Here is a 15,490-nt window from a genome sequence, read left to right on the forward strand (position 1 = left end):
TCCGGCCCCGCGCCCTCGGGCGGCCGCCTCGGGGGCCCTAACCGAGCGCCGCCGAGAGGAGGGCGGCTGCGACGAGGTAGGCGGTCGCGGCCGCGAGGACGACGCCCGCCATGGCGAGCGCCTTCACCGCGGGGGCCAGCCCGGTGCGGGCGATCTTCAGGTTGATCATGGTGCCCAGTCCGCCGGCGAGTCCGCCGAGGAGCCCGCCGACGATGATCAGCACCAGCGGAAGGACCGAACCCACGACCTGCCACGGGGGAAGTCCCCGGAACCGGGCCCATCTGTCGGGCTTCCCGGCGGAATCGGGCAGGAGATCGGGCAGCTGGGCCATGCGGACTTCCTTGATCACATCGAAAGGGGGGAACGCAAGGGTGACACATGTGCCGGGCGGGCGAAGGAACGCCCGGTGAACGGGGCAGCGACAGCCGGTGCCCGCGGGCGGAACGGGCACGGAGCCGCCACGGGCCGGGGAGGACGTCCGCCGTCCCGCCGCGCGGCACGGTCGCGTTCGCGGGGCCCTCGCGGGCCGGAGGGTGTGCCGTGAGCCGGACCCGGCCCGACCGCCTCGCCAGGCTCCGCGTGGCCGTCGGCGCCGCCCGGTTCGTGCGCGCCGCGGCGGCGACACCCGGTGCGGCGCACGCCGGCCCAGTACCGCGCGACCGCACGGACACCGCAACCCCGCGCCACCGGCCCGCACACCCGACTCCCCTCCAGGGAACGGCTCCACGACGCCCCGGCCGGCAACCGCCTCCGCACCGCGGTGGAGTGATCACCTCCGTTCCCCGTGTCCCAGCCCACATGTCGCGGCCCGGTGGTGTCCACCCACGTGGCCCGGGGAGTTCATCCGGCATCCGCAGGCTCTCCTGACGCACGCCCCAGTCAGCGCGGACCGGCGCCCTCGCGGAGGGCAAGGAGCGGATCATGGGCCACGGCCACCAGCACGGGCACGACCACAGCCACGCTCACCACCACCACGGCGACGGCACGGAGTCCCTGCCGCCGGCGCTCGACCTCTCGGTCCCGGACGAGGAACTGACCCCGGGCCAGCTCTCCCGGCGCTCCATGCTGCGCCGCACCGGACTGCTCGGCGCCGGGCTGGCCGCGGGCAGCGTGCTCGCCGGTGCCGGCCAGGCCGCCGCCCACGGCTCCTCCCCGCAGGGGCACCAGGGGCACGGCGCGACGCGCCCCGGTGGCTACCTGTGGCTGGCCGGCGACCACCACATCCACACCCAGTTCAGCTCCGACGCCAAGTACCGCGTCATCGACCACGTCCGCCACGCCAACGCCAACGGCCTGGACTGGATGGTCATCACCGACCACGGCAGCGAGCAGCACGCCAAGATCGGCGTGGAGAAGGTCAACCCGCAGATCGTCGCGGCCCGCGGGGAGATCTCCGACACCCTGGTCTTCCAGGGCCTGGAGTGGAACATCCCCGCCGCCGAGCACGGCACGGTCTTCGTCCACCCCGGCCGCAACGAGGTCGCCGTGCTGAAGGAGTTCGAGAACTCCTTCGACGGCTCGGTCAAGGGCGCCACCGCGCCCACCCCCGCCAACGAGGCGCTGGCCGTCGCGGGTCTGGACTTCCTCGCCGACGCCGTCCGCCGCAAGAAGGTCCAGGACGCGCTGTTCCTGGCCAACCACCCGGCGCGCAAGGGCCTGGACTCCCCGCACGAGATCCGCGCCTGGCGCGACGCCCAGCCCACCATCGCGGTCGGCATGGAGGGCGCGCCCGGCCACCAGGCCGCCGGCCTGCCCGCACCGCAGGGCCCCGGTTCCGGCCGCGGCTTCTACGACAGCAGCCCGAGCGCCCAGTCCTGGCCCGGCTACCCGCTGGAGAGCTACCGCACCTGGGGCGGCTTCGACTGGATGACCGCCACCGTCGGCGGCCTGTGGGACAGCCTCCTCGCCGAGGGCAAGCCCTGGTGGATCACCGCCAACTCCGACGCGCACAACGTGTACGCCGACACCGCCGTCCGCGGCGGCGGCGACTTCGCCACCCAGGGCCACTACGACGACCCGGTCTACGGCGGCGGACTCAGCCTGACCGACGGCGACTTCTGGCCGGGCCAGTACAGCCGCACCCACGTCGGGGCCGCCGGCTTCTCGTACCGGGCGGTCATGGACGGCATCCGCGAGGGCCGCGTCTGGGTCGACCACGGCGGGCTGATCAGCGGGGTCGACGCACGGCTGCGCTCCGGCGGGCACGAGCAGACGCTCGGCGGCATGCTGCGGGTCCGCCGCGGCGACAAGGTCGACCTCGTCGTCGACATCGACCTGGCGAACGGCCCCAACTGGGCCCAGTTCGTACCGGAGCTGGCCCGGGTGGACGTCATCCGCGGCGCGGTCACCGGCCGGGTCTCCGACAAGGACACCTTCGCCACCCCGGACACCAGGGTCGTGAAGTCCTTCGAGGTGGGCCGGTCGACGGGGTCGGTGCGGCTCACGTACTCCCTGGGCCGCGTCGACAAGCCGCTCTACGTCCGGCTGCGCGGCACGGACGGCAACCGCGGCGCCGTCGGCATCAACGGCGCCGCCGTGGACCCGGCCGGCCCGGCGATCGACGTCCTCGGCGACGCCGACCCCTGGAAGGACCTGTGGTTCTACACCAACCCGATCTGGGTGCTGCCCTCGTGACGACGGCCCCCACGGTCCTCGGCGTGGACGCCGGTTCCCCCGGCCTGCGGGAGGCCGACCACCTGGTCCACCACCTGGTGGACCGGCTCGGCCTCCCCGCGGGCACTCTCGCGTGCACGCACCTGGTCCGCGGCGGCGATCCGCACACGGCGGTCTCCCTGACGCTGCCGGACCCCGCCGCCGCGCAGACGGCGTGGCTCTCGCTCACGGAGACCAAGGGGACCGGCGCCCCGCTGGGCGTCTTCCTGGCCGGCCGCGGCTGCCACGGCCCGGCCCCGCTGGCCGAGGCGGCGGCCGGTGCCGCCGCCGAGGCCGCGGCGCTCAACGGCGGCCGGGCCGTGGTCTACCCGGGCGTCGGCGGCCTCACCGGTACGGTCACCGTGGCCAACCTGCTGGCCCGCACCGCGATCACGCGGCTCGTCGTGCTCGGCTCCCCCGCGGACGAGCGGCCCGCGCCGGACGCCGAGGTCCTCACCGGCGACCACGTCCGCCCCGAGTGGCGGGCCGGAGAACTGGTCCTGCCGCTGGTCCCCGCGGTGGGCGGGCGTCTGGCCCCGTTCGAGGTGGCGAACCCGACGCCCTGTTGCGCGGACCACTGACGGACCGCTGACGGACCACCGGCGACGCGGTCCGCCGGGGGCGTCAGCCGAACACCTCCGGGTGCTCCTCGACCAACTCGCGTATGCCGGAGGCCGGTCTGCCCAGGATCTCCCTGACGTCGTCGGTCGCGCGGTCGTACCGGTTCGCCGCGTGGAGGCGGGCCATGGTGGCGATGTGCTGCCGTACGTGCTCGGGGAGCCCCAGGGCGTCCAGTTCCCCGGCCCACTCCTCGTACGGCACGTCGACGTAGTCGACCTTCCGCCCCAGCACCTCGGTGAACTCGGCGGCGATCGCCGTCATGTCCCGGGACTCGGCCCCGGTCAGCTCGTGGACCCGGCCGACGTGCGAGGCCGGTTCGGCCAGCACCGCCGTGACCACCTCGGCGACGTCCCGGGCCGCGACGGGCGAGGTCCGCGCGTCGCCGAAGGGCAGGCGGATCGTTCCGTCCCGGGCGACCGAGCGGAAACCGAGGCCGAGGAAGAGCGGGTTCTCCATGAAGACCGTCGGCCGGATGTGGCAGACCGGCACCCCCGACCAGTCCATGACCTGCTCCGCCAGCCACTGCTGCCACTGCTGCTTCGACTCCGACGTGCTGGTGAGGTTCATCTGGGACACCGTCATCTGCGACATGTTGACCAGCACGTCGAGCCCGCCGTGCGCGCGGGCCACGGCCGCCGTCGTCGCGGCGGCCTGCAGGTACTGCGCCGACACGCCCATCCCGAAGTACATCCGGCCGCAGCCCTCGGCGGCCCGCGCGACGTCCGCGGTCCTGGTCAGGTCGCCGGCGAACACCTCCGCCCCGGTGTCGCGCAGTTGAACCGCCCGCTCGTCCTCGCGGTGGACGAAGGCGCGGACGGGGAAGCCGCGTTCCCTCAGCAATTCGACGGTCCTGTGCCCGACCGCCCCCACGCTCCCGGCGGCGCCGGTCACGAGGATCATCGGGCTGTCCGGCATCGTCCCGGCCCTTCCGTCAGGACGGCGACATCACGCAGGACTCCGGTGCGCCGCCCGCCTCCAGGCAGGAGACGACCGGCTCCAGCGCCGCCGCCAACTGGTCCTGCGTCATGCCCGGGTGCGCCTCCAGCCACTGCGTGGCGAGGGCGGCGAAGGCCTGCACATGGGGATCGGCGGCGATGTCCGGATGGGCCTGCAGGAAGGACTGCAGCGCCTCCTGGACGTCCTCCGCGGTCCACCCCGAGTCGCCCGGCAGGCAGTGCGACACGGAACCGTCCTGTCCGCTCCCGGCGTGGCAGCCGTCGTCGGCGACCGCCGTACCGGTGCCGCCGAGGACCAGGGCCCCCGTCGCGAGCGCGGCGATCGTTCCTGCGGCGAGCTTCTTCGCGAGAGCCATGGACTCCACCTCGGATCGGGTGGTCGGATCGGTTGGTCGGATCGGTTGGATCGGTCGGTGCCGGTTCGGTGCCGGCGCTCCCGAGGCACCGGGCACACGACGGTGCCTGCGAGGGAGCGCGGATCACCGGCCCCCTGGGGAGGGGCGGGATGGCCGGGGCCCGTTGCACCCGGATCGCGGTGCCGGGCCGTCATCGACAGGTCCAGCACATCACAGTCACCCGGATGGCGCATCCGGAGGGAACCGGGGCCCCGGCCGTCCCCGTTCAGCCCGTGATGCCGTCCAGTTGCTCCGGTGCGGGCCGCAGCGCCCACAGGTCGCCGCCCGGGGGCGCCTCCAGGTCCGCGAGCGCGGCGCGTGCCCGCCGGTCGCCGTGGTCGGCGGCGGCGTGGACGAGGTCGGAGGCGGCGTAGGCGTGGAAGTCCAGCTCGGGGTGGGGCCATGGCCCGGCACCGGTGGCGGCCGGCAGCAGGAAGTCGACGGCCCTCCGCAATGACGCGCCGCCCGGGCCCGTGTGGTGCCACAGGTCGACGCCCACGTGGTCGCCCACGGCGGCGAGCCGGGTGAAGGCCACCAGGTTGAAGGTGGAGTAGTGCCAGCTGCGGGTGCGCGCCAGCTCCTGCGGCTGGCTGCCGTCGGCGCTGATCTGAGGGTCGATCAGCCCGGCCCGCGCGGCGGTGACGGTCTGCCGGGCGAGCGCGGTGCGGCCGGTGGCGGCGGCGAGCGCGGCGACCTGCATGTGGTGGAAGGTGCCGTGGTTGTTGGCGGCGGCGCCCTCCTGCCTGCCGAAGTCGCTGTCCACCAGCCAGTCCAGGAACCCGTTCTCCCAGGTCCGCATGCCGTCACGGTCCCGCGCCGACCAGCCGGGGGCGCCCAGATCGAGGACGGCGGTGGCGTCGAGGAGGCTGGTGAAGCCCTGGGAGAAGTCGATGATGCCGATGGCACGCCCGTCGTAACGGCACGGGATGGCCTGCGCGTTGCCCAGGTTCGGGTTCATCCGAGTCGCCGGGTCGACGAACCAGGTGCGCAGGATGCGGGCGGCGTGCTCGGCGTAGGCGCGCCTTCCGGTGTAGTACCAGGCGAGGGAGAGTTCGTAGGCCGACTCGAATACCTTGCCCCGCTCGTCGTGGTCGGTGAGCCCGTCGACCTCGGGGTTGCGCTCCCCGTCGCGCTGCACGTACGGGCAGCCCTGGGGGTTGTCCGGGGTCCTGGGCGAGCCGGGCCACCAGTAGGGGGCCTGGCTGAAGTAGTCGTGCGGGTCACCGCTGGGCGGGACGCGGTCCTTGTCCACGACCGTCCAGGGGCCCTGCCCCAGCCAGGCGTCGGCCTGGACGACGAGGTCCCGCAGGGCGCGGCGGGACCGCGGATCGCCGGCGCGCAGCCGGGCCTTCGCCCGTACCAGGTCCTTCCCGTCGAGGACGACCGTCCGCGGTGCCGTGGTGGGCCCGCCGGCCGGGACGTGGCGCCCGTCCGGCCGGGCCGCGGCCGGGGCGGCGGAGGCCAGCGGGACGAGGAGGGCCGCGAGGACGGCGACGACGCCTGCGCGGCGGCGCCGGGAGTGGCCCCAAGGGGTGTGCATGTCTCTTCTCCCTCTGTCTTCATATATGAACGACACACAACTCCACGAACGCGCCACCGGAACCTAGGTCGGCTTCGACGGGCCGTCAAGAGCGCCCCTCCAGCCACCGTCGACGATTATTTGTTCACGTACAGGAACTCACGCCATGTAGGTGTACATCACTGTCATAGGCATGCCACTCTGACGCTGGCCTCCTCGCGAACCCCCACTCCGAATGGCAGGCACCCATGGGCATCTCCCGGCGCCATCTGCTGACCACCGCCGCCGGCGCCGCCGCGGCGACCACCGCGCTCGCTCCCCCGGCACAGGCCGCACCCCCCGCACACACCGCGCACACCGCGTACGCCGACGACCCGGCCGCGACCACCCGCACGCTGCGGGAGGCGGCGGACTACGCGGTGGCGAAGCTGCGCGCGGTGGCACCCGGGGTGACCTCGTTCCCGGTCATCACGAAGTTCGAGAAGTGGACCTACTCCGCGGGCGGCGACTGGGTCGGCGGGTTCTGGCCCGGCACGCTGTGGATGGCGTGGCTGCACAGCGGCGACGCGCAGTTCCGCTCCCTGGCCCTCGCCGCCGCGGAACGGCTGGCGCCCCGGCGCACCGACACCGGCACGCACGACCTCGGTTTCCTCTTCTCCCCGTCCTGGGTGACCGCCTGGCGCCTGACCGGCGACTCCAAGTGGCGCGACGGCGCCCTGCAGGCGGCGTCCTCCCTGATCAAGCGGTACAACACGGCAGGCCGCTTCATCCGGGCCTGGGGCGCGCTCGGCAGCGCCGACAACGCGGGCCGGGTCATCATGGACACGATGATGAACCTCGACCTCCTGGCCTTCGCCGGCCGGCAGACCGGGGACCCGGCCTACCTCGACATCGCCGTCGCGCACGCGCGGACCACCCAGCGCCACTTCCTGCGGCCCGACGGCTCCACCCCGCACGTCTTCGACTTCGACCCGGCCACCGGCGCCCCCGTCGGGCCCAACACCGTGCAGGGCTACAGCCCCGCCTCCTGCTGGTCCCGCGGCCAGGCCTGGGGCGTCTACGGCTTCACCACGATGTTCCGCCGCACCGGCCATCCGGAGTTCCTCGCCACCGCCCGCAGGCTCGCGGAGTTCGCGCTCGGCGCGCTGACGCCCGATCACGTGCCCGTCTGGGACTACCTCGCCCCGCAGCAGCCGAACGACGTCAAGGACGCCTCGGCCGGCGCGGTCATGGCCTGCGGCCTGCTCGACCTCGCCGCGGCCACCGGCACGGCCCGCTACCGCGAGAGCGCCCTGCAGCTGCTCCTCGCCCTGTCCCGCACCTGCCTGACCACCCGCTCCACCCGCGCCCAGGCCGTCGTCGCCCGCTGCACCCGCAACCGCCCCGCCGAGGACGGCGTCGAGGTCTCCGTCCCCTACGCCGACTACTACCTCCTGGAGGGCATCCTCCGCGTGCTGCGCCCCGAGGACGCCGACCGGGCGATCGACCTGTCCACGGTGTGACGCTCCGTCCGACGACGCCGGATTCCCCGCGCGGCCTCCATACGGCGAACGCGGCCGCGCACCAGGGCGGTTGACGCCCCCACAGCTCCCGCCACCGCCCGGAGCACCCGCCACGCACAACCGGCCGGGGCCGCCGCGTAACCCGCGGCGGCCCCGGCCGTTGTGAACACTGGTGGGGCGGGTGGGACTCGAACCCACGACCGACGGATTATGAGTCCGCTGCTCTAACCGGCTGAGCTACCGCCCCGTACGGCGTGCCGTCACCATCCCGTGCACGCCGTCTGCCGCAGCATAGCTGCTCATACGATCTGTCGCCCTCGCGGGTCACAGACGCACCACCTGGTGGACTGCGCTCACCGGACGATCGGTTCCCGGGGACACGAAAAAGGACCCCCGCGGGGGTCCTTGACCGCTGCTCCCCCGACTGGACTCGAACCAGTAACCTGCCGGTTAACAGCCGGCTGCTCTGCCAATTGAGCTACAGGGGATAGAGGAGCGCGAGCTCCCCCGACTGGACTCGAACCAGTAACCTGCCGGTTAACAGCCGGCTGCTCTGCCAATTGAGCTACAGGGGATCGCTCCGCTTGCACCGAATGCACCCGTTTCCGGCATCCCGGACGGCGTGCGCTCGCTGCGACACATACATTAGCGCAAGGTGGGGGGTGCTCCGCCAACCGGTATCTCCGTGGTTGTCCGCAGGCCACGACGGGTAGGCGCGAAGCACAGCCCCGAGACGAGGAGAGGGTGGAGCCATGCGCTACCGGCTGACGTTCATCAGCGGGGTCGCCGTCGGGTACGTGCTCGGGGCGCGGGCCGGCCGCGACCGTTACGAGCAGCTGCGCAAGAGCGCCCGGCGCATCGCGCAGAACCCGGCGCTGCGGAACACCGTGGAGTCCGCGGGCCAGGCGGGCCGCGGGGCGGCCGTGAAGGCCGTGGACGCGGTGACCGCCAAGGTCGGGGACCGGCTGCCACCGGCGGTCGCGGAGCGGCTGCGCCGCGTGCGCGGCAACGGCTCGGCGGTCGAGGACGACTGGGGCACCAGCAACACCTGACGACGCCGGTCCGGCGCGGGCGGATGCGGGTGAAGGTGCCCGGTTTTCCGCCGTACGCGCCGGGTGCGGCATGATGCCCGCATGGGGATTGTGGCGGGGATCGACAGCTCGGGCAGCGGCACGACGGTCGTCGTGTGCGACACCGGCAGCGGAGCAGTGCTCCGGCAGACGCACGCCCCGCACCCCCTGCCGGGCGGCGAGGGCGCCGGGACGCCGACCGAGATCGACCCCGAGGCCTGGCTGCTGTCGCTGGGCGAGGCCGCCAAGGGCGGGATGCTCGAGGGCGTCGAGGCCATCGGGGTCTCCGGACAGCAGCACGGGATGCTGGCGCTGGACGCCGGCGGGGCGCTCGTGCGGCCCGCACTGCTCTGGAACGACAAGCGGGCGCAGATCCAGGCCGCCGACCTGACCGAGGAGCTGGGCGGTCCCGGCGCCTGGGCCGAGGCGGTCGGGGCGGTGCCGCAGGCCGCGTACCCGGTGGCCAAGCTGCGCTGGCTGGCCCGGCACGAACCCGCCTCGGCGCAGCGCACCGCGCAGGTGCTGCTGCCGCACGACTGGCTGGTGTGGCAGCTCATGGGCCGCCCCCGGCGCCGCACGACGGACCGGGGCGACGCCTCGGGCACGGGCTACTGGTCGGCGGCGACCGGACAGTGGCGCACGGACATCGTGGAGCTGGCGCTCGGCCATCCGGTGCAGCTGCCCGACGTGCTGGCCCCCGCCGAGCCGGCCGGCCGGACCCCGGAGGGGCTGCTGATCTCGGCCGGTACCGGGGACAACATGGCGGCCGCCCTCGGGCTGGGCGTCGGCCCGGGGGACGCGGTGGTGTCGCTGGGTGCGGCGGGGACGGTCTTCGCGGTCCACCACCACGCGCTGAGCGACCCGACCGGCCTGATCACCTCCTTCGCCGACGCGACCGGCCGCCATCTGCCGGTCGTCCACACACGCAATGCGGTACGGGTGCTGCGCGGCACCGCCGATCTCCTCGGCACCGACCTGGCCGGGCTGTCGGAGCTGGCGATGCGCTCCACCCCGGGTGCATACGGCCTGGTGCTGCTGCCGTACCTGGAGGGCGAGCGCACACCTGACCTGCCGCACACCGCGGGGACGCTGCACGGGCTGCGGCGCGAGAGCATGAAGCCGGAGCACCTGGCGCGGGCGGCGTTCGAGGGGATGCTGTGCGGGCTGGCGGACGCGCTGGACGTGCTGCGGGCGCGCGGGGTGGAGGTGCGCCGGATCTTCCTGCTGGGCCCGGCGGGTGACCTCCCCGCCGTACGGTCGATGGCCCCGGCGCTGCTGGGCGCGCAGGTCGTCGTGCCGCCGCCGGGCGAGTACGCGGCGCTGGGCGCGGCCCGGCAGGCGGCCTGGTCACTGGGGGTGGTGAACGGCACGGCCTCGCCGGAGCAGCCGCCGTACTGGCACCCCGCGGACTACGCCGTGGCCGAACCGGGCCCGGACGACGGGCCGATCGGGCACTCGGTGCGGCAGCAGTACGTCGCGGTGCGTGAGCAGACGCATCCGGGGGCGTTCCCGGGTTGATCCCGGTGTCGGCCATGAGCCGGTAAACCGTGTGCCTGCGGCAACCATCGGACTATAGGGTCATCCGTCGTGCTGATCCGTCTCCTCCGGTCCCATCTCCTGCCCTACAGGCGTGCCGTCTCCGTGCTCGTCGTACTGCAGCTCGTGGCGACCCTCGCCATGCTCTACCTGCCCACCCTCAACGCCGACATCATCGACGACGGCGTCGTCAAGGGGGACACGGGCTACATCCTCCGGGTCGGCGCCATCATGCTCGCCGTGACCCTCGTCCAGCTCGCCTGCTCGGTGGGCGCCGTCTACCACGGCGCCCGCACCTCGATGGCGGTCGGCCGGGACATCCGCGCCTCCGTCTTCGACCGGGTGCAGCGCTTCTCCTCCCGCGAGGTCGGGCAGTTCGGCGCCCCCTCGCTGATCACCCGGACGACCAACGACGTCCAGCAGGTGCAGATGCTGGTGCTGATGACCTTCACGCTGATGGTCTCGGCACCGATCATGTGCTTCGGCGGCATCATCATGGCGCTCGGCCAGGACGTGCCGCTGTCCTCGCTGCTGCTGGCGGTGGTGCCGGTGCTGGGCGTGCTGGTGCTGCTGCTGGTGCGGAAGCTGCGTCCGCTCTTCCGCACCATGCAGGAACGGCTCGACACGGTGAACCGGGTGCTGCGGGAGCAGATCACCGGCATCCGGGTCATCCGCGCCTTCGTCAAGGACGACTTCGAGCAGGCCCGCTTCCGCAAGGCCAACGACGACCTGACGGACGTCGCGCTGCGCGCCGGGCGGATGATGACGCTGATGTTCCCGGTCGCGATGGCCGTCGTGAACGTCACGAGCGTGGCCGTGCTGTGGTTCGGCGCCCACCGGATCGACAGCGGCGGCATGCAGATCGGCGCGCTCACCGCCTTCATCAGCTACCTGATGCAGATCCTCATGTCGATCATGATGGCCACCTTCATGGTGATGATGGTGCCGCGTGCCGAGGTCTGCGCCGAGCGCATCGAGGAGGTGCTGGGCACCGACCCCAGCGTCACCCCGCCCGCCGATCCGGTGCGGCTCGCGGTACGGCGCGGCGAGCTGGAGCTGCGCGCCGCGGACTTCGCGTACCCCGGCGCCGAGGCCGAGGTGCTGCGCGGCATCGACCTGGTCGCCCGGCCCGGGGAGACCACGGCGGTGATCGGCTCCACCGGCAGCGGCAAGACGACCCTGCTGGGTCTGGTGCCGCGGCTGTTCGACGCCACCGGCGGCCAGGTGCTGATCGACGGCACCGACGTGCGCGAACTGGACGCGGCGCACCTGGCCGAGACGGTCGCCCTGGTCCCGCAGAAGCCGTACCTGTTCACCGGGACGGTCGCCTCCAACCTGCGCTACGGCAACCCCGAGGCCACCGACGAGGAGCTCTGGCACGCCCTGGGGATCGCGCAGGCCCGGGACTTCGTGGAGCGGCTCGCGCAGGAGGGCGGCGGCTCCGGACTCGACGCCCCGATCGCCCAGGGCGGCACCAACGTCTCCGGCGGCCAGCGCCAGCGCCTCGCCATCGCGCGGGCCCTGGTGCGCAAGCCCAGCGTCTACCTCTTCGACGACTCCTTCTCCGCGCTGGACTACGCCACCGACGCCGCGCTGCGCCGGGCGCTGGCCCGGGAGACGGCGGACGCGACGGTCGTGATCGTGGCGCAGCGGGTCAGCACCATCCGCGACGCCGACCGGATCGTGGTCCTCGACGAGGGCCGTGTGGTCGGCACGGGCACCCACCACGAACTGATGGACGGCAATCCCACGTACCGGGAGATCGTGCTCTCCCAGCTCACCGAGCAGGAGGCGGCATGAGCGTCCCCGCGCCCCGGAGGGGGCCCGCACCCACGGCGGGGCCGATGCGGTTCATGGGCGGCCAGCCCACCGAGCGGTCCATGGACTTCAAGGGCTCCGGCAAGCGGCTGCTGGGGCTGATGCGCCCCGAGCGCACCCTGGTCGTCGCCATGCTGGCCTGCACGACGCTGGGCGTCGCCCTCAACGTCATCGGCCCGAGGATCCTGGGCAAGGCCACCGACCTGATCTTCGCCGGGGTCCTCGGCCGTTCACTGCCCGCGGGCACCGACAAGGCCGGGGCGATCGAGCACCTGCGGCAGCAGGGCAGCGACACCCTCGCCGACCTGCTGCAGTCCGCGGACTTCACCCCGGGCGCCGGGATCGACTTCGACGCCGTGGGCCACGTGCTGCTGACCGCCCTCGCGATCTACGCGGCCGCCGCGGTCTTCGCGGTCGTCCAGGGCCGGCTGGCCACGACGGTCATCCAGCGCACCGTGTTCCGGCTGCGCCAGGACGTCGAGGCGAAGCTGACCCGGCTGCCGCTGTCGTACTTCGACCGGCAGCCGCGCGGCGAGGTGCTGAGCCGGGCCACCAACGACATCGACAACATCGGCCAGACGCTGCAGCAGACGATGGGGCAGATCATCTTCGCGCTGCTGTCGATCGTGGGCGTGCTGGTGATGATGTTCTCGATCTCCTGGCTGCTGGCGCTGGTGGCGCTGGTGACCGTGCCGCTGTCGGTGTTCGTCGCCACGGCGGTCGGCAAGCGGGCCCAGCCGCAGTTCGTGCAGCAGTGGCGGACCACCGGCAAGCTCAACGCCCACATCGAGGAGATGTACACCGGGCACACCCTGGTGAAGGTCTTCGGCCGCCAGGAGGAGTCCGCGGAGGCCTTCCGCGAGCAGAACGAGGCGCTCTACCAGTCGGGCTTCCGGGCGCAGTTCATCTCGGGCGTCATCCAGCCCGCGATGATGTTCATCGGGAACGTCAACTACATCCTGGTGGCCGTCGTGGGCGGGCTGCGGGTGGCCGGCGGCGCGCTGTCCATCGGCGACGTCCAGGCCTTCATCCAGTACAGCCGGCAGTTCAGCCAGCCGCTGACCCAGGTGGCGAGCATGTCCAACCTGGTGCAGTCCGGCGTCGCCTCCGCCGAGCGGGTCTTCGAGCTGCTCGACGCGCAGGAGCAGAGCCCCGAGCCGAAGACGCTCGGGCTGCGCAAGGAGCAGCACGGCGAGGTCCGCTTCGAGGACGTGGCGTTCCGCTACGAGCCGGAGAAGCCGCTCATCGAGGACCTGTCGCTGACCGTCGAACCGGGCCACACGGTCGCCATCGTCGGCCCGACCGGCGCGGGCAAGACCACGCTGGTCAACCTGCTCATGCGCTTCTACGAGGTCACCGGCGGACGGATCACCGTCGACGGCACCGACATCGCGTCCCTGCCGCGGGAGGAACTGCGCTCCGGCATCGGCATGGTGCTGCAGGACACGTGGCTGTTCGGCGGCACGATCGCGGAGAACATCGCGTACGGCACCGAGGGCGCGACCCGCGAGCAGGTCGAGGAGGCCGCGCGCGCCGCGCACGCGGACCGCTTCGTCCGCACCCTCCCGGACGGGTACGACACCGTCATCGACGACGAGGGCACGGGCGTCAGCGCCGGCGAGAAGCAGCTGATCACCATCGCGCGGGCGTTCCTGTCCGACCCGGTGATCCTCGTCCTCGACGAGGCCACCAGCTCGGTCGACACCCGTACCGAGGTGCTGATCCAGCGGGCCATGGCGCAGCTCAGCCACGGGCGGACCAGCTTCGTCATCGCGCACCGGCTGTCCACGATCCGCGACGCGGACGTCATCTTGGTGATGGAGAGCGGCGCCATCGTCGAACAGGGCACCCACGAGGAGCTGCTGGCCAAGGACGGTGCCTACGCCCGGCTGTACGCGGCGCAGTTCGCGCAGGCGGTGGCGGAGGTCGACTGACCGGCCGCGACGCCGCGACGCGAGCCCCCGCCGGCCGGGCCGGCGGGGGCTCGGGCGCGCTCGGGCGTGCTCGGGCGTGCTCGGGCGTGCTCAGTCCAGGTAGCCGCGCAACTGGTCGGCGAAGGCATGGTCGCGCAGCTTGTTGAGGGTCTTGGACTCGATCTGCCGGATGCGCTCGCGGGTGACGCCGAAGATCCGGCCGATCTCCTCCAGGGTGCGCGGGCGCCCGTCGGCCAGGCCGTACCGCAGCTGGACGACCTTGCGCTCGCGCTCGCCGAGGGTGGACAGCACCGCCTCCAGGTGCTCGCGCAGCAGCAGGAAGGCGGCGGACTCCACGGGCGAGGTGGCGTCGCCGTCCTCGATGAGGTCACCGAGGGCGACGTCCTCCTCCTCGCCGACCGGGGCGTGCAGGCTCACCGGCTCCTGCGCCAGGCGCAGCACCTCGCTCACCCGCTCCGGGGGGATCTCCAGGTGGGCGCCGACCTCTTCGGTGGAGGGCTCGTAGCCGCGTTCCTGCAGCAGGCGGCGCTGGACGCGCACGACGCGGTTGATCAGCTCCACCACGTGGACCGGGACCCGGATGGTGCGGGCCTGGTCGGCCAGGGCGCGGCTCATGGCCTGGCGGATCCACCAGGTCGCGTAAGTGGAGAACTTGTAGCCGCGGGCGTAGTCGAACTTCTCCACGGCGCGGATCAGCCCGAGGTTGCCCTCCTGGACCAGGTCGAGCATGGTCAGGCCGCGGCCCACGTACCGCTTGGCGACGGAGACGACCAGGCGCAGGTTGGCCTCGATCAGACGGCGCTTGGCCATCCGGCCGAGCACGACCAGCCGGTCGAGGTCGACGGCGAGCCGGGAGTCGGGGTCCGGAGTGCCGTTCAGCTTCTCCTCGGCGAAGAGGCCGGCCTCGACCCGGCGGGCGAGCTCGACCTCTTCCTCGGCGGTGAGCAGGGGTATCCGGCCGATCTCGCGCAGGTACTGGCGGAACAGGTCCGCGGACGGGCCGGAGACCTCGTCGCCGGACCGCCGTACGGGGCCCGGGTCGGCATCGGACTCGGGGTCGGACCCCGTCTCCGCCGCGGCCTCCGCACGCGCCTGCGCCTGCGCCTCGTCGGGTCCGCCGGCCGGTTCCTCGGGGTGCACGGCCGCGTGGTTCTGCTCCGGCACGCGCTCCAGCAGGTCGTCGGCCGGGGCCGTCAGGGGCGTCAGTGTCTGGATGTGCACGGGAGAGACCTCCACGGTGAGCGCAGCCACGGACTCGGAGACGCGCCGCGACGGAACGGTCGCGGCGTCCTCGCCACGGCCCGTCCGGGAGTTCGCCGTCAGCGGCACTCCGGTGGCGTCACCATCGACACCGCTCGGCAGTCCGCGCTCCGAGGACTCTTGCACCGCCCCCAGTGTGGCCTACGGCACACCATGCCCACGAGGGTCGTGCGCCGCTTTTTTGTGACGGAGGGCAACCCCCTCGTCACGCCCGCGTCCCCGTCCGT

At 73.1% G+C, this 15,490-nt stretch carries 12 protein-coding genes and 3 tRNA genes; 7 read left to right on the top strand and 8 right to left on the bottom strand.

What is annotated here, in order from left to right; translation table 11 throughout:
- Positions 1-37: 37 nt before the first annotated feature.
- Positions 38-331 (bottom strand): hypothetical protein, encoded by a 294-nt coding sequence (locus AC1VWI_RS16405; protein WP_499511760.1) that lies wholly within the window; start codon positions 329-331, stop codon positions 38-40.
- Between the two features lie 590 nt (positions 332-921).
- Between AC1VWI_RS16405 and AC1VWI_RS16410 the strand changes: the two genes are divergently transcribed.
- Both AC1VWI_RS16410 and AC1VWI_RS16415 read left to right on the top strand, forming a co-directional pair.
- Complete coding sequence (locus AC1VWI_RS16410) at positions 922-2,634, top strand: PHP domain-containing protein (protein ID WP_499511761.1); 1,713 nt, start codon at positions 922-924, stop codon at positions 2,632-2,634.
- Complete coding sequence (locus tag AC1VWI_RS16415) at positions 2,631-3,233, top strand: hypothetical protein (protein WP_499511762.1); 603 nt, start codon at positions 2,631-2,633, stop codon at positions 3,231-3,233. Before AC1VWI_RS16410 ends, AC1VWI_RS16415 begins: the two co-directional genes overlap by 4 nt.
- A 43-nt stretch (positions 3,234-3,276) precedes the next feature.
- On the opposite strand, the gene AC1VWI_RS16420 is transcribed toward AC1VWI_RS16415, so the two are convergent.
- The 3 genes from AC1VWI_RS16420 to AC1VWI_RS16430 all read right to left on the bottom strand — a co-directional run bounded on the left by AC1VWI_RS16420 (position 3,277) and on the right by AC1VWI_RS16430 (position 6,164).
- Positions 3,277-4,188 (bottom strand): NmrA family NAD(P)-binding protein, encoded by a 912-nt coding sequence (locus tag AC1VWI_RS16420; protein ID WP_499511763.1) that lies wholly within the window; start codon positions 4,186-4,188, stop codon positions 3,277-3,279.
- A gap of 16 nt (positions 4,189-4,204) precedes the next feature.
- Positions 4,205-4,585, bottom strand: coding sequence for a hypothetical protein (locus tag AC1VWI_RS16425; RefSeq protein WP_499511764.1), 381 nt, complete (start codon positions 4,583-4,585; stop codon positions 4,205-4,207).
- A gap of 265 nt (positions 4,586-4,850) precedes the next feature.
- Positions 4,851-6,164: an alginate lyase family protein gene (locus AC1VWI_RS16430; RefSeq protein ID WP_499511765.1), complete on the bottom strand. Its 1,314-nt coding sequence runs from the start codon at positions 6,162-6,164 to the stop codon at positions 4,851-4,853.
- Between the two features lie 227 nt (positions 6,165-6,391).
- Between AC1VWI_RS16430 and AC1VWI_RS16435 the strand changes: the two genes are divergently transcribed.
- A complete protein-coding gene (locus AC1VWI_RS16435; RefSeq protein ID WP_499511766.1) occupies positions 6,392-7,645 on the top strand; it encodes a glycoside hydrolase family 88 protein in 1,254 nt (417 codons plus the stop codon).
- 170 nt (positions 7,646-7,815) lie between these two features.
- Here the strand turns inward: AC1VWI_RS16435 and AC1VWI_RS16440 are convergent.
- From AC1VWI_RS16440 to AC1VWI_RS16450, 3 genes are all read right to left on the bottom strand, one after another.
- Positions 7,816-7,892, bottom strand: a tRNA-Ile gene (locus AC1VWI_RS16440).
- Between the two features lie 168 nt (positions 7,893-8,060).
- A tRNA-Asn gene (locus tag AC1VWI_RS16445) sits at positions 8,061-8,133 on the bottom strand.
- Between the two features lie 14 nt (positions 8,134-8,147).
- Positions 8,148-8,220, bottom strand: a tRNA-Asn gene (locus AC1VWI_RS16450).
- 177 nt (positions 8,221-8,397) lie between these two features.
- On the opposite strand from AC1VWI_RS16450, the gene AC1VWI_RS16455 reads away from it, so the two are divergent.
- From AC1VWI_RS16455 to AC1VWI_RS16470, 4 genes are all read left to right on the top strand, one after another.
- Positions 8,398-8,697 carry a YtxH domain-containing protein gene (locus tag AC1VWI_RS16455; protein ID WP_499511767.1) on the top strand — a complete coding sequence of 100 codons (300 nt, stop codon included), beginning with the start codon at positions 8,398-8,400 and terminating at the stop codon, positions 8,695-8,697.
- A gap of 81 nt (positions 8,698-8,778) precedes the next feature.
- Complete coding sequence (locus AC1VWI_RS16460; RefSeq protein ID WP_499511768.1) at positions 8,779-10,233, top strand: FGGY family carbohydrate kinase; 1,455 nt, start codon at positions 8,779-8,781, stop codon at positions 10,231-10,233.
- Between the two features lie 69 nt (positions 10,234-10,302).
- On the top strand, positions 10,303-12,051 hold the full coding sequence (locus AC1VWI_RS16465; protein ID WP_499511769.1) for an ABC transporter ATP-binding protein: 1,749 nt from the start codon (positions 10,303-10,305) through the stop codon (positions 12,049-12,051).
- Entirely contained in the window at positions 12,048-14,003 is a 1,956-nt protein-coding gene (locus AC1VWI_RS16470; RefSeq protein WP_499511770.1) for an ABC transporter ATP-binding protein, read from the top strand. Before AC1VWI_RS16465 ends, AC1VWI_RS16470 begins: the two co-directional genes overlap by 4 nt.
- 90 nt (positions 14,004-14,093) lie before the next feature.
- On the opposite strand, the gene AC1VWI_RS16475 is transcribed toward AC1VWI_RS16470, so the two are convergent.
- Positions 14,094-15,389, bottom strand: a complete 1,296-nt coding sequence (locus AC1VWI_RS16475) for an RNA polymerase sigma factor (protein ID WP_499511771.1) — start codon at positions 15,387-15,389, stop codon at positions 14,094-14,096.
- Positions 15,390-15,490: the final 101 nt, after the last annotated feature.

It is taken from the genome of Streptomyces sp. TOM-9 (assembly GCF_056858595.1).

Bases quoted from the DNA above. Each gene is read 5' to 3' on its own strand.
- AC1VWI_RS16425 (WP_499511764.1), bottom strand. From the start codon at position 4,585: ATGGCTCTCGCGAAGAAGCTCGCCGCAGGAACGATCGCCGCGCTCGCG.
- AC1VWI_RS16420 (WP_499511763.1), bottom strand. From the start codon at position 4,188: ATGCCGGACAGCCCGATGATCCTCGTGACCGGCGCCGCCGGGAGCGTG.
- AC1VWI_RS16410 (WP_499511761.1), top strand. From the start codon at position 922: ATGGGCCACGGCCACCAGCACGGGCACGACCACAGCCACGCTCACCAC.
- AC1VWI_RS16435 (WP_499511766.1), top strand. From the start codon at position 6,392: ATGGGCATCTCCCGGCGCCATCTGCTGACCACCGCCGCCGGCGCCGCC.
- AC1VWI_RS16460 (WP_499511768.1), top strand. From the start codon at position 8,779: ATGGGGATTGTGGCGGGGATCGACAGCTCGGGCAGCGGCACGACGGTC.
- AC1VWI_RS16455 (WP_499511767.1), top strand. From the start codon at position 8,398: ATGCGCTACCGGCTGACGTTCATCAGCGGGGTCGCCGTCGGGTACGTG.
- AC1VWI_RS16405 (WP_499511760.1), bottom strand. From the start codon at position 331: ATGGCCCAGCTGCCCGATCTCCTGCCCGATTCCGCCGGGAAGCCCGAC.
- AC1VWI_RS16470 (WP_499511770.1), top strand. From the start codon at position 12,048: ATGAGCGTCCCCGCGCCCCGGAGGGGGCCCGCACCCACGGCGGGGCCG.
- AC1VWI_RS16430 (WP_499511765.1), bottom strand. From the start codon at position 6,164: ATGCACACCCCTTGGGGCCACTCCCGGCGCCGCCGCGCAGGCGTCGTC.